The 23371-nt window shown below is 53.2% G+C and carries 26 protein-coding genes; 18 read left to right on the top strand and 8 right to left on the bottom strand.

Annotated elements, in window-relative coordinates; translation table 11 throughout:
- Nucleotides 1-71 precede the first annotated feature (71 nt).
- From EVJ22_RS10205 to hisE, 10 genes are read left to right on the top strand one after another with little or no spacing between them, the layout of a single operon-like run.
- Nucleotides 72-995, top strand: coding sequence for an ATP phosphoribosyltransferase regulatory subunit (locus tag EVJ22_RS10205; RefSeq protein ID WP_070327390.1), 924 nt, complete (start codon nt 72-74; stop codon nt 993-995).
- Nucleotides 992-1600, top strand: coding sequence for an ATP phosphoribosyltransferase (gene hisG / locus EVJ22_RS10200; RefSeq protein ID WP_070327389.1), 609 nt, complete (start codon nt 992-994; stop codon nt 1598-1600). The genes EVJ22_RS10205 and hisG overlap by 4 nt, the downstream gene beginning before the upstream one ends.
- Complete coding sequence (gene hisD / locus EVJ22_RS10195; RefSeq protein WP_071397363.1) at nt 1597-2814, top strand: histidinol dehydrogenase; 1218 nt, start codon at nt 1597-1599, stop codon at nt 2812-2814. Before hisG ends, hisD begins: the two co-directional genes overlap by 4 nt.
- Nucleotides 2811-3827, top strand: a complete 1017-nt coding sequence (locus EVJ22_RS10190; RefSeq protein WP_131443873.1) for a pyridoxal phosphate-dependent aminotransferase — start codon at nt 2811-2813, stop codon at nt 3825-3827. The genes hisD and EVJ22_RS10190 overlap by 4 nt, the downstream gene beginning before the upstream one ends.
- Nucleotides 3814-4401, top strand: coding sequence for an imidazoleglycerol-phosphate dehydratase HisB (hisB, locus tag EVJ22_RS10185; RefSeq protein ID WP_070327386.1), 588 nt, complete (start codon nt 3814-3816; stop codon nt 4399-4401). Before EVJ22_RS10190 ends, hisB begins: the two co-directional genes overlap by 14 nt.
- The gene (hisH, locus tag EVJ22_RS10180; protein WP_071397365.1) at nt 4398-4985 is read left to right on the top strand and encodes an imidazole glycerol phosphate synthase subunit HisH; all 588 of its coding nucleotides are present in this window, start codon (nt 4398-4400) and stop codon (nt 4983-4985) included. The genes hisB and hisH overlap by 4 nt, the downstream gene beginning before the upstream one ends.
- The gene (locus EVJ22_RS10175) at nt 4963-5682 is read left to right on the top strand and encodes a 1-(5-phosphoribosyl)-5-[(5-phosphoribosylamino)methylideneamino]imidazole-4-carboxamide isomerase (protein ID WP_071397366.1); all 720 of its coding nucleotides are present in this window, start codon (nt 4963-4965) and stop codon (nt 5680-5682) included. The genes hisH and EVJ22_RS10175 overlap by 23 nt, the downstream gene beginning before the upstream one ends.
- Entirely contained in the window at nt 5669-6436 is a 768-nt protein-coding gene (gene hisF, locus EVJ22_RS10170) for an imidazole glycerol phosphate synthase subunit HisF (protein WP_070327383.1), read from the top strand. Before EVJ22_RS10175 ends, hisF begins: the two co-directional genes overlap by 14 nt.
- Nucleotides 6385-6717, top strand: a complete 333-nt coding sequence (gene hisI, locus EVJ22_RS10165; RefSeq protein ID WP_035386293.1) for a phosphoribosyl-AMP cyclohydrolase — start codon at nt 6385-6387, stop codon at nt 6715-6717. Before hisF ends, hisI begins: the two co-directional genes overlap by 52 nt.
- Nucleotides 6714-7022 (top strand): phosphoribosyl-ATP diphosphatase, encoded by a 309-nt coding sequence (hisE, locus tag EVJ22_RS10160; RefSeq protein WP_070327382.1) that lies wholly within the window; start codon nt 6714-6716, stop codon nt 7020-7022. Before hisI ends, hisE begins: the two co-directional genes overlap by 4 nt.
- Nucleotides 7023-7063: 41 nt before the next feature.
- Here hisE and EVJ22_RS10155 read toward each other — a convergent pair whose 3' ends face one another.
- Nucleotides 7064-7987, bottom strand: coding sequence for a DUF7916 family protein (locus tag EVJ22_RS10155; RefSeq protein WP_070327381.1), 924 nt, complete (start codon nt 7985-7987; stop codon nt 7064-7066).
- An 88-nt stretch (nt 7988-8075) separates the two neighbouring features.
- Here EVJ22_RS10155 and EVJ22_RS10150 point away from each other — a divergent pair, with 88 nt between their 5' ends.
- The gene (locus EVJ22_RS10150; RefSeq protein WP_016509483.1) at nt 8076-8630 is read left to right on the top strand and encodes a maltose acetyltransferase domain-containing protein; all 555 of its coding nucleotides are present in this window, start codon (nt 8076-8078) and stop codon (nt 8628-8630) included.
- Between the two features lie 43 nt (nt 8631-8673).
- On the opposite strand, the gene EVJ22_RS10145 is transcribed toward EVJ22_RS10150, so the two are convergent.
- From EVJ22_RS10145 to EVJ22_RS10115, 7 genes are all read right to left on the bottom strand, one after another.
- Complete coding sequence (locus EVJ22_RS10145; RefSeq protein ID WP_131443872.1) at nt 8674-10032, bottom strand: glycosyltransferase family 2 protein; 1359 nt, start codon at nt 10030-10032, stop codon at nt 8674-8676.
- 191 nt (nt 10033-10223) lie between these two features.
- Nucleotides 10224-11234: a pyridoxal phosphate-dependent aminotransferase gene (locus tag EVJ22_RS10140; protein WP_131443871.1), complete on the bottom strand. Its 1011-nt coding sequence runs from the start codon at nt 11232-11234 to the stop codon at nt 10224-10226.
- A complete protein-coding gene (locus EVJ22_RS10135) occupies nt 11231-11989 on the bottom strand; it encodes a transporter substrate-binding domain-containing protein (RefSeq protein ID WP_131443870.1) in 759 nt (252 codons plus the stop codon). The genes EVJ22_RS10140 and EVJ22_RS10135 overlap by 4 nt, the downstream gene beginning before the upstream one ends.
- A 122-nt stretch (nt 11990-12111) precedes the next feature.
- Nucleotides 12112-12627 (bottom strand): P-loop nucleotide/nucleoside kinase family protein, encoded by a 516-nt coding sequence (locus tag EVJ22_RS10130; RefSeq protein WP_233589676.1) that lies wholly within the window; start codon nt 12625-12627, stop codon nt 12112-12114.
- Nucleotides 12628-12651: 24 nt separating this feature from the next.
- On the bottom strand, nt 12652-13374 hold the full coding sequence (locus EVJ22_RS10125; protein WP_071397374.1) for a nucleotidyltransferase domain-containing protein: 723 nt from the start codon (nt 13372-13374) through the stop codon (nt 12652-12654).
- A complete protein-coding gene (locus tag EVJ22_RS10120; protein WP_131443868.1) occupies nt 13358-13891 on the bottom strand; it encodes a DNA topology modulation protein in 534 nt (177 codons plus the stop codon). Before EVJ22_RS10120 ends, EVJ22_RS10125 begins: the two co-directional genes overlap by 17 nt.
- 54 nt (nt 13892-13945) lie before the next feature.
- Complete coding sequence (locus EVJ22_RS10115; RefSeq protein ID WP_071397376.1) at nt 13946-14440, bottom strand: hypothetical protein; 495 nt, start codon at nt 14438-14440, stop codon at nt 13946-13948.
- 142 nt (nt 14441-14582) lie between these two features.
- Here EVJ22_RS10115 and EVJ22_RS10110 point away from each other — a divergent pair, with 142 nt between their 5' ends.
- From EVJ22_RS10110 to EVJ22_RS10080, 7 genes are all read left to right on the top strand, one after another.
- On the top strand, nt 14583-16046 hold the full coding sequence (locus EVJ22_RS10110; RefSeq protein WP_131443867.1) for a phytoene desaturase family protein: 1464 nt from the start codon (nt 14583-14585) through the stop codon (nt 16044-16046).
- A 16-nt stretch (nt 16047-16062) separates the two neighbouring features.
- Complete coding sequence (locus tag EVJ22_RS10105) at nt 16063-16491, top strand: GNAT family N-acetyltransferase (protein ID WP_131443866.1); 429 nt, start codon at nt 16063-16065, stop codon at nt 16489-16491.
- Nucleotides 16492-16593: 102 nt separating this feature from the next.
- Nucleotides 16594-17025, top strand: a complete 432-nt coding sequence (locus EVJ22_RS10100) for a YlbF/YmcA family competence regulator (RefSeq protein WP_070327373.1) — start codon at nt 16594-16596, stop codon at nt 17023-17025.
- Nucleotides 17026-17078: 53 nt separating this feature from the next.
- Nucleotides 17079-19610 carry a DNA mismatch repair protein MutS gene (mutS, locus tag EVJ22_RS10095; protein ID WP_070327372.1) on the top strand — a complete coding sequence of 844 codons (2532 nt, stop codon included), beginning with the start codon at nt 17079-17081 and terminating at the stop codon, nt 19608-19610.
- 4 nt (nt 19611-19614) lie between these two features.
- Nucleotides 19615-21411, top strand: a complete 1797-nt coding sequence (gene mutL / locus EVJ22_RS10090) for a DNA mismatch repair endonuclease MutL (protein ID WP_131443865.1) — start codon at nt 19615-19617, stop codon at nt 21409-21411.
- A 164-nt stretch (nt 21412-21575) separates the two neighbouring features.
- Nucleotides 21576-22211 (top strand): 50S ribosomal protein L25/general stress protein Ctc, encoded by a 636-nt coding sequence (locus EVJ22_RS10085; protein ID WP_131443864.1) that lies wholly within the window; start codon nt 21576-21578, stop codon nt 22209-22211.
- 208 nt (nt 22212-22419) lie between these two features.
- Nucleotides 22420-23259, top strand: coding sequence for a formate/nitrite transporter family protein (locus EVJ22_RS10080; RefSeq protein ID WP_070327936.1), 840 nt, complete (start codon nt 22420-22422; stop codon nt 23257-23259).
- Nucleotides 23260-23371 lie beyond the last annotated feature (112 nt).

Below are 23371 nucleotides of genomic sequence, written 5' to 3'. Positions count from 1 at the left end.
TGGCTTGATTTGATAAATTTAACACACTACTTTAGTTTGGTAAAGTGATAATAAGGTAAAGGGTGATACTGATGATTTGGTTCAATAAAAAAGGATCCATCCCGGAAGGATGGCACGAGTTGCAAGGTGAGGACGTGCTGCGTCCGAAGCAATGGATAAAATCATTTTTAGAGCGGGCCGAGGGGGACGGCTATAGTGTGATCGAGCCGCCGCTCGTTGAATACTATTCCCATTATCAAGATCTCGCACTCTTCGATGAGTCGGCGTATTACCGCTTGTTCGGCAACGATGGGGAGTTGCTCGTCATGAGACCGGACTACACGCTCCAGATCGCAAGGAAGCTCGCCGACGGACATGAACCGATGCGCGTCGCTTATGCCGGTGCCGTCTATCGACGCACGCCGAAGCATTCGGGACAACCGCATGAACGTCAGCAACTCGGTCTTGAATGGATCGATGGGGATTCAAAAGATATGGAGTTGATCGAATCGTTCCTTAGTATGACGGAACGGGTCCTGCCGAAAGGAAGCTTACGCATCCAAGTCGGATCTGCTGCATTGATCGCGTTAGTGGCGAACGAGGCCGGTATCCCGGAACGGACGTTGCGTCAATACTTAGCACTCCGTAATTTGGAGTCACTTCGCGACCTCGCGGAATCGTATCAATACCCGTTGATCGCCAAGCTGCCGTTCTTGATCGGTGACTCGGCGTTAGCAGAGTTACGCGACCTCGCGGAACCGGGCTTAAAACCGGCGATCGACGAAGTGGAGCATGCGGTCGAACATCTACGTGCGATCGGATTGAACGTCTCGTACGACTTCGGACAGACCGGCGACTTTGATTATTATTCAGGTTTGACCGTGACCGGCAGTATCGACGGCAGACGCGTCCTCTCAGGTGGCCGTTACGACTCGTTATACGGGCATTTCGGACAGTCGCGACGTGCCTTCGGACTATCGCTCGACTTAGAACAGTTAGGTGAGGTGATCAAATGAAAGTCGCAATCGCGAAAGGGCGCATCGAAACAGCGGCCCGTGAGTATTTTGAACAAGTCGGTCTCACCGTTTGGCCGGAAAAGCGGGGCCGTGAGTTGACCGTCGAAGTAGACGGTCATGAATTCATCTTCGTCAAAGGCGATGACGTCTATAAATACGTCATGCATGGCGCAGCGGACGTCGGAGTCGTCGGCGGCGACATTTTACGCGAGAAGACACCAGGCGTCCTCGAAGTCGTCGATTTGCCATTCGGCCGTTGCCGCATGGCGGTATGTGGTCCGAGAGAACGGAGAAACGGTACGAAGAAGCTGAAAGTTGCCAGCAAGTATCCGAATATCGCCATCTCGCACTTTGCCTCGAAACGTCAAAACGTCGAAGTGATCGCTTTGAACGGTTCGGTCGAACTCGCGCCGTTGACCGGTCTCGCCGACTGCATCGTCGATATCGTCGAGACGGGGGCGACGCTTCGCGCGAACGATTTAGAAGAATATGAGACGATTTTCACGGTTAACGCGAAATTCATCACGAGCGAGACAGCGCTCGCGAACGACCCGGACGAATTGAAAGCGTGGATTCGCCGGTTAAGCAAGGAGGCAGACAGATGAACGGACAAACGAATCGCACGCGCCGAGAACAGTGGGCAGAAGCCGTCAAACCGATTTTAGAATCGGTTGAGGCGAGAGGTGACGCGGCGCTCCTCGAATGGACGACGCAATTTGACGGGGTCGATGTGATTGAAACGGTCGACCTTGAGACGTTTGAACCGCCGGAGGCGTATCGGGAATTGACCGAGGCGCTAACGCTCGCGGCCGAACGGATCCGTACGTTTCATGCGCGGCAACAGCGTCAAGACGACGTCTTCGAAGATGAGATGTTCCGGCTCGGTCGTCGGTTCATGCCGCTCGATTCGGTCGGTGTCTATGTGCCTGGCGGGACGGCGGTCTACCCGTCGAGTGTGTTGATGAACATCATCCCAGCGAAAGTGGCCGGAGTGAAGCGGGTCGTCATGGTGACGCCACCGAAACAAGGCGGGATCGACTTATCGCTGTTGATTGCCGCGAAGATTGCCGGTGCCGACGAATGTTATCTCGTCGGTGGCGCCCAAGCCGTCGCCGCACTCGCGTTCGGCACCGAGACGATTTCGGCCGTCGATAAGATCGTCGGGCCGGGCAACGCTTATGTGGCGACCGCGAAGTCACTCGTCTCGCATTTCGTCGGGATTGATTCCGTCGCCGGTCCGTCCGAGGTGTTGATCATCGCCGACGAAACGGCCAATCCTAGATGGATCGCAGCTGACCTGCTCGCGCAAGCCGAGCATGACGTCGAAGCGACAGCACTCGCCCTCGTGACGACAAGTGAACAGGCCGAAGCGATTCGGTCTGAGCTGGACAAGCAACTGCTCGATCTGCCACGTCGCGACATTGCAGTCGAAGCGCTCAAGCGCGGAGGCGTCCTCGTCAAAACGAAAGCAGAAGCAATTCGCTACGCGAACGATATGGCGGCCGAACACGTGCAACTTGCGGTGACAGATCCAGCCGATTATATGGCACAGATTCGCCACGGCGGCTCGTTCTTCCTCGGCCATGAGGCGGCCGAGGCGTTCGGTGACTATATTGCCGGACCGAACCACGTCTTGCCGACGAGCGGGACGGCCCGCTTCTCGAGCGGACTGTCGGTCGATGATTTTTACCGCAGACAGACGTTTCTCGAGATGACAGCGATCGACGAAGCGGTCACACGCGCCGCGATCCGAATCGCGAGACAAGAACAGCTTGAAGGACACGCCCGAGCGATGGCGGTCCGATTGGAGGACGTATGAGACGTAACTATACAGCGATCCCGCGCTATGTCCCACATGCGGTGAGCGGATACGCGCTAAATCAAAACGAGAGTCAATTCGAGCTGCCGGAGCGCTTGCAACGAGCGATTCAGCTCGTGACGCTCCGCTCACTCAGCCGTTATCCGGTCGATGAGCTGACGGCCCTTAAAACTAGCTATGCGACTTATGCGGGTGTACAACCTGACCAATTGATGGTCGGGAGCGGCAGCGATGAGCTGCTCGCCATACTTTGTCAAGCCATTCTCGACACAGAAGACGTCGTCTTGGCACCGGCACCCGACTTTTCGATGTACGGCATTTACGCGCACATCGCCCGGGGCCAGTTCTTCCAACCTGAGGCAGACGGCCTCACGATCGATTCATTGCTTCGATTGATTGAAGCGAACGAACCGAAACTTGTGCTCGTGTCGAACCCGAACAATCCGACCGGGAAGATGTGGACGCTCGACCAATTAGAAATGATTGCGAAACAAGTTCCGTACCTCGTCGTCGACGAGGCGTATATCGACTTCACGATGAGTGATTCCTTCAAGTCGCGACTCGTGGATTACCCGAACGTCATCATTTTGCGGACGTTATCGAAAGCGTTCGGACTCGCGAACTTACGAATCGGCTTCATGATCGCCCATCCCGATTTGATCGAGAAGATCGACCGGTTCCGCTCGCCGTTCAACGTCAGTGGATTGAGCGCGGCTGTTGCGACCGTCGTCCTTGACGACCCGGATTATATCGCTCAGTCCGTCGCCTTCCATAACGGGCAACGTCAAAAGCTCGAACGACTGCTCGTACCAATCGGCAACGTCTTGCCGAGCCGGGCCAACTTCCTATACGTCGAGACGCCCAATAGTGAGCTGTGGGCCGAGCGGTTCCTCGCTTACGGTGTCCACGTCCGTGCGTTTCCGACCGGACTGCGCGTCAGTGCGGGGACGGACGAGGCGTATCGATTCATCAAACAAATGTTAGAAGAGGTGACTTCTTTTGAGAACAGCTGAAATTAAACGTGAGACGAAAGAAACGAACATCGAGCTTCGCCTCGATTTAGACGGTACAGGTCAAAGTGACATTAAGACAGGCGTCGGCTTTTTCGACCATATGTTGACACTGTTCGCCTTCCATAGCCGCATCGACTTAACGGTGCAAGTCGAAGGGGACACATGGGTCGATGCGCACCACACGGTCGAAGACGTCGGCATCGCCCTCGGGCAGATGATCTTAGAAGCGCTCGGGGACAAAGTCGGGATCCGTCGCTACGGGACGAGCTACTTGCCGATGGACGAGACACTCGCCCGGGCCGTCATCGACGTCTCGGGACGCCCGTTCCTCGTCTACCGAGCTGAAATCAACAATCCGAAGCTCGGTGACTTCGACACGGAACTCGCGGAAGAGTTCTTCCGCGCCGTCGCGATGAACGCGCGGTTGACGCTCCATCTTGACGTGTTATACGGCTCGAACTCGCACCATATGATCGAAGGGCTGTTCAAAGCGTTCGGCCGCGCCCTCGCCGAAGCGATCGGGAAAGACGGGCTCGACCGCCTCCCTTCGACGAAAGGACGGATCGAAGGATGAACGTCGCGGTGATTGACTACGGCATGGGAAACGTCTTCAACGTCGAACGGGCGCTACAAGCGATCGGTTGTTACGTCACGATCACGAACGATCCGGCTGAAATCGAAGCGGCCGACGCCATCCTCTTGCCTGGCGTCGGTGCGTTCCCGCAAGCGATGCAGTCGCTTGAGGACACGGGACTCATTCCGTTGCTCAAGCGAGTGGCGACAGAGAAGCCGTTGCTTGGGATTTGTCTCGGGATGCAACTGTTATTCGAGTCGAGCACGGAAGGCATGCCGACGCCAGGACTTGGTTTGATTGAAGGACGGGTCGAACGGATGCGGGCCAAACGGTTGCCTCACGTCGGTTGGAACTCGATTTTACGCGACGAGGACGTCTATTTCGTCCACTCATATCACGTCGTGACCGCTGACGACAATATCGTCGCCTCAGCTGACTATATGGGAGAGCGCGTACCGGCCATCGTCCGATCAGGTCTCGTGACCGGGATGCAATTTCACCCGGAGAAGAGCGGCGCGTTCGGACTCAGCTTATTAAAAGAATGGAAGGAGGCGGTCGAACGTGAAACTGCTACCGGCAATTGACTTAATCGGCGGCAAGATTGTCCGCCTGACTGAAGGAGATTTCAACACGGAAGAGCAATACGGCGACCCGTATGAGAAGTTAAAAGAATGGACCGGGCGCGTCCCGATGCTCCACTTGATCGATTTAGAAGGAGCGAAAGCTGGTGAGCCGAAACATCTCGATGTCGTCCGTTTCGCCAAATCGTGCGGCTTTTTCGTCCAAACGGGTGGAGGGATTCGCTCCGAAGCAGCGCTTGATGCTGTCATGGCTACTGGTGTGGACCGTGTCCTGCTCGGTACGAAGGCGTTCACCGATCCTGATTTCCTGGACCGGGCACTCGCCAAGTACGGGAGTCGTGTCGCCGTCGCCCTTGACGCCTATGACGGCATCGTCGCCATCAACGGCTGGCAAGACGCGACCGAACTAAAAGACATCGATGTGGCCATCGATCTCGCCAGCCGCGGGGTCGAGACGATTCTTTACACGGACATCGGTTCGGACGGGAAACTGAACGGACCGAACTTAGAGCGCATGAAGGCGCTCCGGGAAGCTGTCTCGGTCACGCTCATCGCCTCGGGCGGTGTCACGACCGAAGCCGACGTCAAGGCACTGAGTGAGGCCGGAATTGATGAGGCGGTCGTCGGGAAAGCGCTTTTGTCTGGCAAAGTCAGTCTTGACGACTTGATCGAATGGGAGGCGCGACATGCTAAAGCGTAGAATCATCCCATGTTTAGACGTGAAAGACGGACGTGTCGTCAAAGGCATCGAGTTTGTCGAACTGCGTGACATCGGTGACCCTGTCGAGATTGCCAAGTACTATGACGCCTCAGGTGCGGATGAACTTGTCTTTCTAGACATTACGGCAAGCACGGAACGAAGACAGACGATGCTTGACGTCGTCAGTGCCGTCGCCCGAAAAGTGTTCATCCCGCTCACGGTCGGGGGCGGCATCCGTTCACTTGAAGACATCTCGTCCCTGCTCAAAGCAGGAGCCGACAAAGTGTCGCTCAACACGCTCGCCGTCGAGTCACCTGACTTGATCAAGCGGGCAGCCGAACGTTTCGGTTCCCAGTGTATCGTCGTCGCCATCGACGTCCGTTTCGAAGAAGGTGACTATTACGTATACACGTACGGCGGGAAACACCGGACCGAGCTGACGGCAGTCGATTGGGCCAAGCGCGTCGCTGAACTCGGGGCCGGGGAGCTGCTCGTCACGTCGATGAACCAAGACGGGAAACAGAGTGGCTATGATTTAAAAATTCTCGAATTGCTACGGGCAGCGGTCGATATCCCGATCATCGCCTCAGGCGGGGCCGGGAACGCTGAACACGTCGTCGAGGCACTTGAAACAGTCGACGCCGCCTTACTCGCTTCGATCTTGCACGACCGAAAAACGACAGTAGAAGAGGTGAAGCACGTATGCAGCGCGAACAACTTGCCGATGCGGTTCGTTACGACGCAAACGGACTAATCCCGGCGATTATCGTTTCGACGGAAGATAACGCCGTGCTCATGCTAGGTTATATGAACGATGAGGCGATTCAGAAGACGCTTGAGACGAATATCGTCACGTTCTGGTCACGTTCGAAAGGGCGGCTTTGGATGAAAGGTGAATCGAGCGGCAACACGCTCGACCTTGAGAGCATCCATGTCGATTGCGATCAAGACGCGCTGTTAGTCCGCGTCCATGCGAACGGACCGACGTGTCATACCGGAAATCGCAGTTGCTTTTTTACGGAGGTGAACACATGATCCACGAACTCGAAAAACTGATTCAAGAACGAAAGACAGAGCCGAAAGAAGGTTCTTATACGTCGTACTTGTTTGATGAAGGGTTAGACAAAATTGCGAAAAAGTTTGGGGAAGAGTCGTTCGAGGTCGTCATTGCTGCATTGAACGATGAAGACTTGGTCGAAGAGACGGCTGATTTGTTGTACCACTTGCTCGTCTTGCTCGCAGCCAAAGGCGTCTCCTTACATGACGTCGAGACGTTGCTCGCCGAACGGCATGGGACGACGACACCGGCGAAACCGCGCCGCGACGTCACGGAATGGTGACAGACAAAGGGAAGGAAGCCGCGGCTTCCTTCCCTTTCTGGTTAACGATTGACGGAAGCGGCCATACGAATGTACGTATGACGGCGTCCACGGATAGCGATCGACAACGCTTGAATATTCTCAGGTGTGGCGATTCCGGACAGACCGGCGTCGCCGATATGGAAGATGTCGGTACCGCCGCGTTTTGATGATAAGGCGATGTCGCGGATCGTCCCTTCGTCGGCGCCTTCTTGTGACGTTCCGATGGCGGCCAAGACGAGCTTGTTCAGTGCTTGGATTTCTTGCGTCACGTGATAGAACTCGTCTTCACGGACACCTGGGACGGTTCCTGGCGCGGGAATCAAGATGATGTCGGCACCAGCTTCGGCAAAGCGGACGTACGCATCACGGTCGATCACGTTACCGACACCCGCTTGATGCATCTTCCCGGCAATGATGACGCCGGCAAATTCCGATCGGGCCGTGATGATCGCCTTTTCGATGGCCTCATTCGTGACACCGGTGTTCGGATTACCGGTCAAACAGACGAAGTCGATCCCAAGTTCGGAAGCGCGGGCGAACGCTTCCTGCGTCGCCAGTCGGCCTTGTTTCACGTCGAACATGTCCGAGGACTTCTCGCTGAAGTCGACAGGCTCGAGATTGACACCGACCGGCAGTCCGATCAGCCGTTTTAATTCCGTGATCGGATTGTCGGACATCGTCTCACCCGGTATGTCGCCGAATAGGGCGTGGCTTTCAAGCCCCTTTATGTACGGATGGAACACGTCAAGCATGTTGAGCAAGATCATGTCGGCACCGAACGCTCGGGCGAGCTCGGCGTTCGTCACTTCGGGATAGAGCGGCTGCACGGTCGGAATGACTTCGGCGAGCACGGTCCGGCCTTCGGCTTTTCGGATCGACTCAATCAAATCGTTACGGTTGAACGTCAAGAAATCACTCGCTTTGCAATCAAGAATGCGTTTCATAGTCAATTACCTCCTCTGATTCGTCCATTTTCCTATTCCCTATTCTCGCCAATATTCCTCTATAATAAAATAGAATGGAGGCAAAAACATGACAGAAAAAGAAAAGATGATTCAAGGTGAACTTTATCTGGCCGGTGATTTGGAACTCGTCGCTGACCGGCGGCAGGCGCGACGTCTGACGGAGCGGTTCAATCAGTCTGGGATCGATGAGCTCGACGTCCGCAAGCAAGTACTCGGCGAACTGTTCGGTTCGACCGGGGCATCGTTCTACCTCGAACCGACGTTCAAGTGTGACTACGGATACAACATTCATCTCGGGGACCGTTTTTTTGCGAACTTTGACTGCGTGTTTTTAGATATCTGTCCGATTCGATTCGGAGATGATTGTATGCTTGCTCCAGGTGTCCATATCTATACAGCAACCCATCCGCTCGACCCGACAGAACGGATCTCAGGCCTCGAGTATGGCAAACCGGTCACGGTCGGACATCGCGTCTGGATCGGTGGCGGGGCCATCATCAATCCGGGCGTGACGATTGGGGACGATGCGGTCATCGCCTCAGGTGCGGTCGTGACGAAAGACGTGCCGGCCCGTGCCGTCGTCGGGGGAAATCCGGCCCGAGTGATCAAGCTGATTCCATGAATCTTAAAATGACCTTTCCGAACTCGTTCGGAAAAGTCATTGTTCATTTCCAGACTCGTTTTACGTTGAGCGTTTCTTGGGCATAACCCCAAACGGAAATCGGGGACATGAACAATTGATAGCTCACAACAAAAAAGATGAATCCGAAGAAGTTTTTGCGGACCCGTAAGTTCAAGTTTTTGAAAACGTAATCGCGTTGGTAGAAGTAGAGCAGTCCATAGCTAAGGACGGTCAATGGCAGGACGAGGAGCGTCATCGGTCCAACGATCCAATAATGACCGAACAGAGCGAGAACGAGACCCGGGATCCAGAAGAACGTGAAGGCGATATCGAGATACGGCATGATCAAATTGACCCCGGTCAAGTACTTCGTATAAAGCTGGGGCTGACGCCACGGTTTCACTTCTTGCAATCCCTCGATCATCCCACGGGCCCAACGCGACCGTTGACGCGCGAAGTGGCGGAACGATTCAGGTGCGTCCGTGAATGCGACGGCGAGCGGTTCGAAATAGACGCGACGTTTCATTTCAAGGAGGCGCCACGTGAGAACGATGTCTTCTCCGATCGCGTCGGGCCAACCGCCGACTAGCTTGACGGCATCGGTCTCGTACAAACTGAACGCACCTTGAGCGACGAGTGTCCCTTGGTAAAGCCCTTGAAGCCGCTTGATTGATGCGATGCCGAGAAAATAATCCCACTCTTGAAGCCGTGTCCAAAACGAACTGCGGCTATTGCGAACGAGCATGCTGCCGGCGACGGCACAGACGTCTTTTGGACTCGACACGAGCCGTGCGACCAAATAGCGAATCGCGGACGGATGAATCAACGTATCGGCATCGAGCGTGATGATGAATGAGGTAGTCACTTTCGTTAAACCGTAATTGAGCGCTTGGAACTTGCCGGCTCTCGGTTCATGCAATAGCTCGATTTGTAAGTCGAAATCTTCTTGCGCCCGCATCACTTCGGCTGATGTCGCATCGCTTGAGTTGTTATCAATGACGAATACTTGGAGCGGGCCCGTGTAGTCTTGCAGTGCCACGTAACGAATCGTCTCGTAGATGGATGATTGTTCGTTGTAGGCGGCAATCATGACCGTCACGGCTTCGTCCGGATGTTCGTTTGTGAACGGCGGCTGCCGATCGAGGACGAGACTAGCGAGCAAGAACGCCATCAAATAGCCCGGAACGTAAGCGATACCGCCGATGATGAACAAGGCGAGCACCCAATTCGTCAGTGCAGCCAAATCGGTCAACCAAGGTAAAGAGATGTAGATAGAAAACAATAACCAGAGCCATGAAAAACCGTGTGCCAACCAAAAGCGAGTCAAAATCGTCCAATACCAACGATTTCCGATGCGATTGCGTCCCCATCTCGATTCGACCGGTTCATTTCGTGAAATCATATGATGTCCTCAATTCTGTTTCAATGGAAACGAGCTTGTCTAATATTGAAAATATATCGTTCAAGTTAGATATACAGACAGCAAATTGAATTTTGATGGGGAATGATTATAAAGTCAACAAATGATGCGTCGTGCATAAAAAATATTGACCCAAATTAAAAACAGGACCCGGGTCCTGTTTTTAGTTTTAGTTATGAAATTGTTTCGGATGCGTGCGCCCAAGCCATCAATGTTTGTCGAGCAAGGGCAAGTGCTTGCTCGTTCCCGAGCGTGACGCGGATCCCGTCCGGTTGCCGCGACGTATGGATGCCGTGCTCGGCTAAGTGAGACCAAACCGCTTCGGGTTCGTCGAGTGTGACGTATAAAAAATTCGCCTCAGCTGGCTGCACTTGACCGATCGTCCCGAGTAACTCCGACCACTTGACGCGCATATCGTGATGCCAAGCGATTGACTCGTCCAAGTAGGTCGCATCAGCCAAAATGACGTTGGCAATTTTCGCGCTCACACCGCTTATATTGAACGGGGGGACGAACTGCCGGAAATACTGAGCGAGTTCGGTCGTCGTGATCATAAACCCGAGACGGACGTTGGCTAAGCCGAACGCCTTTGATAGCGTCCGTAAGACGATCACATTCGTCAGTTCATTCAAGTGCGTGACGATACTTGATGCAGGCGTGAAATCGATATACGCCTCGTCGACGATTAAATAAGGGACGAGGCCTGCCAGTTCGGTCAACTCACCGACCGTCCACAACTTACCGGTCGGATTGTTCGGGTTCGACAACAGCAACAGCTTCGGTGCATGTTGCTGAATCGCCAGGGCGAGCGCCTCATACGATAAATCGTCCGCCTGAACATGCCGACCGTGTGCGATCGTCGTGAAGATCGGGTAGAGCGCGAAGTCAGGACTCGGTGACAAGACGACGTCTTCTGGTGACAAGAGCGCCTGAGTGACGACGTGAATCATCTCATCACTGCCACAGCCTACGAGCAACTGGTTCGGTTCGACGCCAGCATAGGCCGCGTAGCGGGTGAACAGTTCATCGATTGGTTGGACCGGATACTCATGCAGGTCATGGAACGAGATTGTTGCCAGCTGTTCATGCAATCGCTTCGGCACCGGGAACTGGCTTTCGTTTTGATTCAACCGATGTCCTTCCGGATAAGTGACGGGATAGATTGGGAGATCGACTTGCCTCATTCCGTCGGCTCCATCGAGAACCATTTTTTAGCGAGTTTATCGATCTCGCCTGAGTCGATCATCTTGTTCAGCTCATCGTTGAACTGATCACGCAAGTCGTCTTCCAATTTGAAAGCGGCCGCCGATCCTTTTTCGCCGTCTTCTTTAAGCGCGAACGTATAAAGACCTGCGTCTTGGTCTAAGTATTTTTGAGCGACCGTGTCTTCGATGACCATCGCGTCGATGCGGCCCGTGTTCAACTCTTGAACGATTTCTGGAATCTTATTCAATGAGACGAGTTCAGCGTCCGGTGCTTGGTCTTGAGCGATAGTCTCTTGAATTGAAGCGGTCTGGACGCCGATCTTCTTGCCGGCTAGCGCTTCGATCTCTTTTAGCGATTCATCTTTTGTCATGATCAAGTTCGTTGCCGATAAATAGATGTCCGAGAACGACGCATTTTCTTTCCGCTCTTCGGTCGGAGTCATGCCGGCCATGACAAAGTCGATCCGTCCGGCGTTCAAGGCTCCGAGCAAACTACCGAAGTCCATGTCCTCAATCTTTAACTCATAGCCGAGACGCTCTGTGACCGTTTCAGCGATCTCGATGTCGAAACCGACGATCTCATCCCCGTTCGTCGTATCAACGAACTCATATGGGAAGTAATCGGCACTCGTTCCCATGACGAGTGTCTTTTTTTCTTCTCCCGTTGTCTCTTGGCTGCACCCCGCTAATAATGCGCTTGCGACTAGTCCCCCTGTAACGATCCACTTTTTCATGTATGAATTCCTCCTTCAAGATATGAGACTAAGTGTAATTGTATAATTATTAATTGTAAAGTATAAAAATACAGAAAAGCTAAAAAAAATCATCCAGTCCGCTTTAAACTGGATGACAAGGATCATCCGTCAATCTGCTGCACGTAGCTGATGACGTCGGTCAAATAGGTCTCGATTGGGCGATTTGCATCGATTGTAAGCGTATGCATAAAGTCTGGTTTTTTACGGTTTGCGACAGTTCGATAAAAATCGTCCGGGGAAACGGATTCGATTTGACTAATCTTGCGTTCGCGCTCGGAAAGGCGGCGATTGATTTCATCGACGTCGTCGACGACACACTCGACGTAGCGATAAGTGGCGCCATGGTTTTCGGCGAGTGCCAATCCGCGTTCAAGCATCACATCATACAGGCAAGGGCTGTCCAGAATGACGTTCCGGCCTAGTGACAAATTGAACGCAACAAGCGCCCAATCGATGTCATAGGCGACTTTTCCGGCCAGTGCCGGGTCAAGCTTATGATCCACCATTGATTCGAGCAAGGCTGTCTTCGTCACGTCATGGTCGACGATGACCGCATTGAGCTGAGGCGCGATGGCACGGGCCAGCGTCGATTTGCCTGAGCCCGGAAATCCGGACATTTGTAAAAAGAACATGGTCTCACCTTACTTTTCGTTTGATTTACCACGGCTGAAACCGGCGAATAACCTGCCACCGAACGGCAACATCGCCTCGTCAACGAAGCAGACGAGGTCGTCAATTTCGTTGTTTCGATAATACGACTCGAGAGCAGCTACAAGTTGATGAGCCAACTCGTTGTCGTGGCGGGCGAGGGCGCGGTACGCCCATTTTGATGTACCCGTCCATTTTCCGTTCGTGCGCAAGATGAATTCGCAGATTAAATCCCCGATCGTACTGCTGATGAACAGACCTTCTTGCCGATTTTGACAGCCAATCAAGTCATCGAGCGCATCTGTCAAAAAATATCGTTTCATCTCAATCGTCTCATCAGACCACACATCTGGGCCGCGCTCGAGTAAGTCTTTAGCTTCACGTTTGATGGCTTCGATCACGCCTGTATCTTTCAATACGACGCTTTCCGCTACCATTGTCGGTAAGGACGGCATGGCGCGTTGGCGATCTTGATCGAAAAAGGCGCGGTAGGACGTCAAGTTGTGGGCGAATAGCTCGATGCGCCATCCGTATTCGATCAGCGATTCACGGTAAGACGAGACGAGCGTCTGATCGAAGACGACTATGTCTAAGTCAGACGTTTCCGTTGCTTCGCCCCGGACGATGCTTCCTGCTAACACCGCCGCCTGACAGTGGGGGAAATGCACAGTGATAAATGTTTTTGCCGCATTGATTGGCTCAAGTCTCGATGTCATCGTTTTCTCCTTGGTTAATCGACGTCAAAAAATCACGAACTTCCGCCCGTGAACGCAAGATGATGATGTTCTGATTGGCACGGCTCGATTGCAAGCGATGCAACACATCCGGGCGCTGCGATTTTGGGTAATTCCATACCCACTTCAAGAATTTCGGATCAAACCGCTCCTCACAACCAGTTTCCATGTCCGGTCTTGCCTTGCCTTTATATTTGATCATTCGTTTCAGGACGCGATATGTACAAACAATCAGTGGCAAGTCGAGATAGAGGATTGTATCGGCCGCTTCCATTCTCAAGTCGAGCGTGCCGCCGTAGTTGCCGTCGATAATCCAGGACGTTCGTTCGATTAGCTCGGTTTGGATTACAATCTGTTCTTGTCTCGTGGCAGGAACCCAATTCGGTTTCCATAATAATGCGTCCAAATGGTGGGCTTCGATGCCGAGTCGCGAGCTAATATTCCGTGCAAGCGTCGACTTTCCCGATCCACCAGAGCCGATAATTAATATTTTTTGCATATGTCCCTCCGGTGTTCACTATTCATTCAATAAATTTTGTCTGTGTCATGGTGATTATTCCGATTGAAGGATACGCCATTTCTCAATCACGCCGTCTTCTTCATACATGACACGCACTTCCATCTGATTCAATACGAGCCGTTGCTCGGAAGCGAATAAAATGATTGGATAGCCGATCGACAGCGGCTCGTCCGCCTCATAAATCGGACTGTGGGCCTGCATCGCGTAATAGCCGTCAGACCGGGTGTTAGCCGCACCGGCGTCAACTTGGATGACTGTCTCGAAACCTTGTAGTCGTAGTACGTAACTGTACGTCGTTCGGGCCCCACGTTCGAGCCGCCATTCCTCAATCACGGCCTCATGATCGTTTTGATTCGCTTCGAATAAAACTTCTTGCGCCGTGTATTCTCGTTCATATGGAATCATCTCTTGAATGTTGACGGCCGTCATCGTCGCGAGTTTTTGCGATTCTTCCGATGGCGGTGTGATGAGAATCCCGATAAAGATCAAGATAGGGATGAGCAAATAAATGATGACCCGACTTTGCATATGGCTTCACCTGTCCTTTATCGAGTTTTTTCGCCATAATTTGTCAGAACCCTGCCTGACACTTGAAAAATGTCACGAGCAGCACGTTCAATCGTCAAAAATAGGACGACCGGATGTATGATGAATTCAGGAGGGGATTGGGATGAAGATTGGGGTTATCGGCGGGGGAATTGCCGGGTTGACAACGGCGGCTCTCGCTAGTCGGTCGGGACATGACGTGATTGTGTTTGAATCATCGCGCGAATGGGGCGGATGTGCCGGTAAGTTTGACCGCGGGGACTACCGTTTCCCGGCGGGGGCGACGCTCGGGATGGGGTTCGAACGAGGCGGACTCCATCAACGCGTGCTCGACTACTTAGACGAGGCGGTCGCAGTCGAGAAGCTCGACGAAGTAATGCATGTCCATCTGAGTGATCGAACGGTCGTCTACTATCAAGCGCGCCAAGCGTTTCTCAATGAACTGAGCGCGAAGTTTCCGGAACTGCAGTCGGATATCCGGTCATTCTTTCAAGAAGTATGGACGGATTTTGATAGAATTCGACCGCTGTTCGAGCGGTTGCCGGCTTTACCGCTCCGGACGCTTGACGATGCGCTGACCGCATTTCGTGGATTTCGGCCGAATCAAGTAGCGGCACTCGTAAAACTATATCGTCCGCTACATGAAACGTTGCGACGTCATCGGTTGGGCGGGACACCGTTCGAGCAATTCATCGATGGCATTTTACTCGATAGTTTACAGACGGGGGCACGCGAGGCGAGTCACTTGCTCGCGACCGTCGCGCTATCGATTTATCATGAAGGGGCATTTTACGTCGAAGGTGGATTGTACACACTCGCCCACGCCTTGGAACGCTCGATTCGACATAGCGGAGGCACGACGCTGCTTGGTCGTCAAATCATGAGAATCGAGCGCGTCGCCGACGGCTGGTTATTGACCGATCGCCGGGGCCGGCTTGAGATCGTCGACGTCGTCGTTGCCGCGATCCCACTCGAGGCGACACATCGCTTGCTGAGCGGTGCTGACGAGCGTCGATTTGCCGGGCAATATCGACGTCAGTTGAAGCAATCGCAATGGGGCACGTTCAGTCTATACGTGACGTTGCCCGAGCGCGTCTGTCTGGACCGGCCCTTATTCCAACAAGTGTATACGGACGACTTGCCGTCCGGCCATGCCTTCATCTCGATGTCGGCCGAGGACGACGTGTTACGGACGTCTCTCCCCGAACGGACCGTGACGGTCTCGACGCATATCGATTTATCAGAGTGGGACGATTGGAAAGACAGGGCCACCTATGAGAAACTAGAAGCAATATGGACCGAGCGTCTCATTTCGGCCGTGAAGCGGGCGTTTCCGGACTGGACGGGCGAATCAGCGGTCCTCCTTCCCGGGGGTCCAGGAGCGTGGGTGAAATATACGAGACGACCGCACGGTGCTGTCGGCGGCTATGCACAAACACCGCGTCAGGCTCTGTTCCATGCCGCGAGCTATCGGACGACGCTACCGAACTTTTTCGTGTGCGGGGATACGGTGTTCCCGGGAGCGGGGACGATCGGGGCAATGACGAGCGGGTTGCACGTCGGACGTGCGCTCGGTGCAAAGCTATAATGAAGGAGACGGTGTCATGCATAAGAAAACACTTAATGAGCTGACGACGAAAGAACTGTATGATCTGTTGGCGCTGCGGACCGAGGTGTTCGTCGTCGAGCAAGATTGTCCGTATCAGGAAGTCGACGGGAAAGATGTCACGGCGCATCATTACTGGATCGAAGAAGACGGTGTGATGGTCTCCGCACTCCGAGTTCTCGTCGAAGAAACGCCGATCGCCATCGGTCGTGTCGTCACGAAAGCGTCACATCGAGGCAAAGGGTACTCGCGCAGGCTAATGGAAGAAGCTGTCATTGACTTCGGGTCCGTCGAGCTCTACTTACAAGCTCAGACATACGTCGAACCGTTCTATGCGAGTTTCGGCTTTTCGCGAACGAGTGAAGAATACTTAGAAGACGGTATCCCGCATGTCGATATGACGCGGGAAAGAACAAAATCTTCCTAAAGCAGTGCGGTACCGTTCGCCAGAAGTTCATGGTAGAATGTTGAGGAATACATGCGCACATGAAAACGTGCGATAACATTATAGCGTGCAAAGGGGTTTACGATGGTGACTGACCAACAAGTGATTGAAAAAGCGAAAGAATTAGCCGACCTTTTGGCAAAGACTCCAGAAGTGGCCCGCTTCAAAGAAGCGGAAACGAAAGTGAACGAAAGTGAACGCGTCCAAACGTTGATCAAACGGATCAAATATTTACAAAAAGAAGCGGTCAACTGCAAGCATTACGGGAAGACCGAAGCGCTTGCCAAAGTCGAACTAAAAATCGACAAGGCAATGGACGAACTCGATTCGATTCCGGTCGTCCAGGCGTTCCAAGAGACACAAGTCGAAGTGAACGACCTCCTTCAATACGTGACGGTGACGCTCGCCAACTCGGTGACGGACCGAATCATCGAAGCGACGGAAGGCGACGTACTCGCAGGTAAAACAGGAAGCGGCATGGCAGCGGAGAAATCACGCGGCGGTTGCGGATACTAAAAAACAACAGCTGGCCTTTGGTCAGCTGTTCTACTTTATAGAGGTGAGACGAAATGGAAGCGATACATCAGACACCGATGATGAAGCAATACTTTTCAATCAAGGCAGATTATCCTGACGCCTTTGTATTTTACCGGCTCGGTGACTTTTACGAGCTCTTTTTTGAAGACGCCCAAATCGTGGCGAAAGAACTCGAATTGACGCTCACCGCGAAAAACGGCAAAAACGCAGAGCATCCGATCCCGATGTGTGGAGTCCCGCATCACTCGGCAGCCGTCTACATCGAGCAGTTGATCGAAAAAGGATTCAACGTCGCAATCTGTGAGCAGATGGAAGATCCGAAAGCGACAAAAGGCCTTGTGAAGCGGGAAGTCATCCAAGTCATCACGCCAGGTACTTACATGGCCGCGCTCGGAGACAAAGACAACCGTTATTTGGTCGCCGTCGCCAAAGTTGGTGAAACCTACGGGGTCGCCCGTGGTGACGTGACGACAGGTGAATCTTGGCTGACGACGTTGCCGACGAAAGAAGCGGTCCTCCGTGAAGTCGAAGGATTGGTCCCGAGTGAGATATTAGTCGATGACGATCAGCTCGCGGACATGTTGCAACCGCTCGGGATCCCGCTGTCGATTCAAGTCGAACGCCGGTCGAGCGAACTGTCCGCATCGGCGAAAGACGACGCCCAAGTGAGCGCGTTTGATTTGCTGTACGCCTATTTGACACGGACGCAAAAGCGGGCGCTCGACCACTTGCAGCCGGCGATCGCCTATGAGGTCGAGGCCCACATGCAGCTCGACCCGAATACGGCACGCAATTTAGAACTGTTCCGCTCGGCCCGGTCCGGAGAACGGAAAGGCTCACTCTTATCACTGCTCGACGAGACGACGACCGCCATGGGTGGACGTCTTTTAAAGCGTTGGCTCGAACAACCGCTCTATACAGAGCAAGCGATCCATGAGCGTCAAGACGCGGTCGAGAACTTACTTGACGATTTCATGCTGCGCGACCAACTCCGGGACGAATTGAAACACGTCTATGATATCGAGCGGCTCGTCGCGAAAGTCGGCTACGGGACGGCGAACGCGCGCGATCTCGTACAATTGCGCGACACACTAGCACGCATCCCGGCTTTGAGCGTGATGCTCGAAGCGGTCGCATCAAGCCGGTTGCATCATATCCATGAGGACTTGGACACGTTCGAAGACTTGGCGGCGCTTCTTGAAGCGGCGCTCGTCGAATCTCCACCGATCTCGACGAAAGAAGGCGGAATGATTCGCAAAGGCTATTCTGAAGAGCTCGATCAGTTGCTTGAAGCGAAAGCGAACGGGAAGTCGTGGATCGCCAACCTGGAGCAACAAGAGCGGATCGCGACCGGGATCAAGTCATTAAAGATCGGCTACAACCGTGTCTTCGGGTATTATCTCGAAGTGACGAAAGCGAACGCCCGTTTACTCGAAGAAGGTCGGTACGAGCGGAAACAGACGCTGACGAACGCCGAACGCTACGTCACGCCCGAGCTGAAAGAAAAAGAAGCGCTCATCCTCGGTGCGGAAGAGAAGAGCTGCACGCTCGAGTATGACTTGTTCGTCACACTGCGCGACCGAGTCAAACTCGAGACGAAACGGTTGCAACAGCTCGCACGGTCGCTCAGTGAACTTGACGTCCTGCTCGCTTTGGCGATCGTCGCCGAAAAGCGGGACTACGTGCGTCCGACAGCGTCCGCAAACGTTCAAATCGATCGCGGCCGGCACCCGGTCATCGAGACGGTTCTGCCACGCGGTGACTATGTCGCCAACGACTTGACGCTTGACGACTCGCGTCAGATGCTGTTGATCACCGGACCGAACATGTCCGGTAAATCGACGTACATGCGCCAGTTCGCGTTGATCGCGATCATGCACCAAATCGGATCGTTCGTCCCGGCCGAGGCGGCCGAACTGCCGCTGTTTGACCGCATCTTCACTCGCATCGGGGCAGCGGACGACCTCGTGAGCGGTCAGTCCACGTTTATGGTCGAAATGACCGAAACGCGCCAGGCAGTGACCGAGGCGACGGCGAACAGCCTGATTTTGCTTGATGAGATCGGGCGCGGGACGTCGACGTATGATGGGATGGCGCTCGCGCAAGCGATCGTCGAATATATCGCCTCCTCAATCGGCGCGAAGACGCTGTTCTCGACGCATTATCATGAGCTGACCGTCCTCGAAACGACGATCCCGACGCTCGAGAACGTCCACGTCCGCGCCATCGAACGCGACGGACGCGTCGTCTTCTTGCATGAAGTTCATCCAGGCAAGGCCGACAAGTCTTACGGCATCCACGTCGCGGAACTGGCCGATTTGCCGCAATCGCTCATCGAACGAGCCCGGACGATCTTAACAGAGCTCGAACAAGAGAAAGAGCGGGTCGCTGCCCCGACTGACCCGATAACGAAGAAGTCGAGTGATGAAACCGCTCAGCTCTCTTTGTTCGAGACAAAAGATGAGTTAAAACAACAATTGCTCGAACTCGATCTTTTAGCGATGAACCCGATCGAGGCGATGCAGGCGCTCTATGCGCTCCAACAGTCTGCGAAGAAAGGGTGAGTCGATGGGGATCATTCAAGAGTTGCCAGAACAGTTAGCCAACCGGATTGCGGCTGGGGAAGTTGTCGAACGACCGGCATCGGTCGTGAAAGAACTCGTCGAAAACGCGATTGATGCCGGCGCGACGAAAGTGGAAGTCGAGCTAGAAGAGGCCGGGATCCGGCTCATCAAAGTGCGGGATAACGGCCACGGCTTTTACGAGGATGACGCGGCCCGTGCTTTTTTAAGACATGCGACGAGCAAGATACGAGACGAACATGATTTGTTCCGGATCCGGACGCTCGGATTCCGGGGCGAGGCGCTCGCCTCGATCGCCTCGGTCAGTCACGTCACGTTGAAGTCGCGCCGGGCTGATGAGGCCGGCTTTGAGATGACGCTACATGGCGGCGTCGTGATCGAGCAAACACCGACTGCTGCGAACGTCGGGACAGAAATCACGGTCAGTCAATTGTTCTATAATACGCCAGCCCGTTTGAAATACTTGAAAACGTCTGCGACCGAGCTCGCGAGCATCACCGACACGTTGAACCGGATCGCCTTGTCACACCCGGAAGTTCGATTGACGGCTTTCCATGAAGACAAAGAGCTGCTCCGAACGAACGGGAACGGGGACATCAAGCAAGTCATGCTCGCGATCTACGGTCGGCAAGTCGCCGCCCAAATCGTGACGGCGTCGAGCAAGACGAATGACTACAGCTTGAGTGCTCACCTCGTGCGGCCCGAAGTGACGCGTTCAAATAAACAGTATGTGACTTTGATCTTGAACGGGCGGAGCATCAAAAATTTCGCGCTCACGCAAAGCGTGCTCGAAGGCTATCATACGCTTCTGCCGATCGGTCGTTACCCGATCGCTGTGCTCGAAGTGAACATGGACCCGATGCTGATCGATGTCAACGTCCATCCGACGAAGCGGGAAGTGCGGCTGTCAAAAGAGAAGGAACTCTGTCAACTGATCCGGGAGACGGTTCAGCTGACACTTCGGGAGCAACGGTTGATCCCGTCGGTCAAACCAAGACAGCCGTCCGTTCCGACAGAGCAATCGAAGCTTGATTTCACTGTCGAACGCTCAGACACAACAGTTGAGCCGAACGCATGGAACTATCCGATCCCACGCGAGCCGGTCACATCTCCGAGTCGCTGGTCGCCGACACCACTCGTTCAAGAGACACCGGTTGAAACAGTGCGGCTAGAAGAACCACGGCTTGAAAAGGCGGAAAGCCGGCTACCGGCGCTCGACGTCATCGGTCAGCTCCATGCCAGTTACATCGTCTGCGGCGCGGACGATGGCATGTACATCATCGACCAACACGCCGCCCAAGAACGCATCAAGTACGAGCTGTTTTATGACCAACTCGGCCAGCCTGAAAAAGAGTACCAGTTGTTGCTGTTGCCACTCACGCTCGAGTTCACCCAACAAGAGACGCTCGCAATCGAAGAAGTCGCCCCACTTCTTAAAGAAGCGGGACTCGATTTAGAGGCGTTCGGAGGCAATACGTTTCTCGTCCGGGAAATCCCGACATGGTATCCGCAGCACGATCTCGAAGGGACAGTCCGTGATTTGATCGAGATGGCAATTCGGGACCGATCAATCGATATCGCTAAATATCGCGAAGAGGCGTCGATTCTGATGGCGTGCAAACGATCGATCAAAGCGAACCATCCGTTAAACCTCGAGATGATGCGACAGTTGATCCGCGACCTTGGCGAGACGACGTCCCCGTATACGTGTCCGCATGGACGTCCGATTTTAGTGAAGTGGAGTACGTATGAACTCGAGAAGTTGTTCAAACGTGTCATGTGACAAACGTTGTAATCTTATTTTAACCGACTGTAACGTTTATGGATGCTTAGGTATGGGAACAATATACACATGTCGTCAAACGCATCGAGGTTGAGAGGTGGAGTTCACACTGCCTCACCCTCAAGATGTAGACATGATTCATAAACCAGTAGGGGGAAATGATTATGACAGACACGCTTAAAGTAACGACACGAGAATTACGACCACGTTCGGTTCGAACAAACTTGCGTAAAGAAGGAAAAGTACTTGGTGTCGTTTACGGCTACAAAGTCGAAAGCACACCAGTCGCGTTTGAAGAAATGGCATTGCGCAAGATTCTCCGTGAACACGGTGACAACGCCTTGATCGAACTTAACATCGACGGCAAGAAAGTAAACACACTCGTTCACGGGACGGAAGTTGACCCGTTCACGAGCACATACAAGCACGTCGAGTTCATGGCAGTCAAAATGGATGAGGCAACTGAAGTTGAAGCAGACGTCACACTCGTCGGCGACGCGAAAGGTGTCAAAGAAGGCGGCTTCTTGTCGCAAGCACTCTATAAAGTCACTGTTTCGGCAACACCTGCTAACATCCCAGAGCGAATCGAGCTCGACGTTAGTGAGCTAGAGATCGGTGACTCACTCACAGTTGCTGACATTCCGGAGAATAAGGATTATGAAATTTTATCTGAAGGCGATCTTCAAATCGCATCAGTGAACGAGCCGGTAGCAGTCGAAGAAGAGGAAACTGAAGGTGAAGAAGCTTCAGCTCCAGAAAAATCGACTGATGAGACGACAGATTCTTCTGAGAAAGCATAATTGGTTTCATGCGGCCCTTTACGAAGGGTCGCTTTTTTTAGTCACAAATCCGACAAATGTAACCGATTACGATGTGAAAAGTGTGTCAACAGTTCGAATGGGCAGTTGCAAAAATGTCGCTCCGGGCTTATATTGTTAATGATTTCACATGTTTGTTCTTATTATATGGTTCATTTAAACAGAAAGAAGGGTTTGTGACATGGCATCAATGGAAATCCATGCACTCGAATCATTACGGAAGAAAGCACAGGCTTCCTCAGCGATGATTCACTATCGGCCGATGGAATATTTTTTACGGGCAATGCTCGCGGGGATTTTTATCGGGTTCGCATCAATCTTCACATTAAAAGTCGTCAACGGCATGTATCTTGTAGATTCACCATTTACGACGCTCATCGGGGGATTCTCGTTCGGGATCGCGCTCGTCATGATCATCTACGGAGGCGCTGAACTATTTACCGGGAATACGATGTATTTTACGACTTCAACGATGCGTGGCTATACGACGCTGAGTGATACGATGCTCGTCTGGTTGCTTTGCTTCGTCGGGAACGCGCTCGGCGGCATTCTTTTCGCCTTGTTGCTCGCGCCGACTGGAGTCATTCAAGAGCTCGGCATGAACAACTGGTTATTTGCCGTCGTCGAGAGCAAGATGCATCATACGACAGTCGAAATCTTTTTTAGAGCCATCTTCTGTAACTGGATGGTCTGTCTCGCCATCTTCTTGCCGAAACAGATGAAAAATGAATTTGCCCAAATCTTCTCGATGATCTTCCTAGTGGCCGTCTTCTTCGCTTCAGGGTTTGATCACGTCATCGCCAACTTCGTCTTGTTCGCACTCACACTCGTTGTTCCGCATCCAGAAGCAATCAGCTTTGCTGGAGCCATCCACAACTTGATTCCGGCTACGTTCGGAAACATTATCGGAGGCGCGTTATTCATGGGAGCAATCTATACATGGTTGAACGCTAAAGGATTGCGTGAAGCACAAGAGTCAGAGCAAGAAGAAGTCGAACTGAAAATCGTCAAGCCAGCCAAAGAAGTATGACATACATCACGAAACGCACAGTCGAGCCCATATCAGGGATTCGGCTGTTTTTTTACGTTCGGGATCGGTTGCAACTGTCACAATATCGACGTGCCTCAAATCGATAAAACGT

It is taken from the genome of Exiguobacterium sp. SH0S7, assembly GCF_004337195.1.
Taxonomy (GTDB): Bacteria; Bacillota; Bacilli; order Exiguobacteriales; family Exiguobacteriaceae; genus Exiguobacterium; species Exiguobacterium aurantiacum_A.
This window is presented reverse-complemented; position numbering and strand designations above follow the sequence as displayed.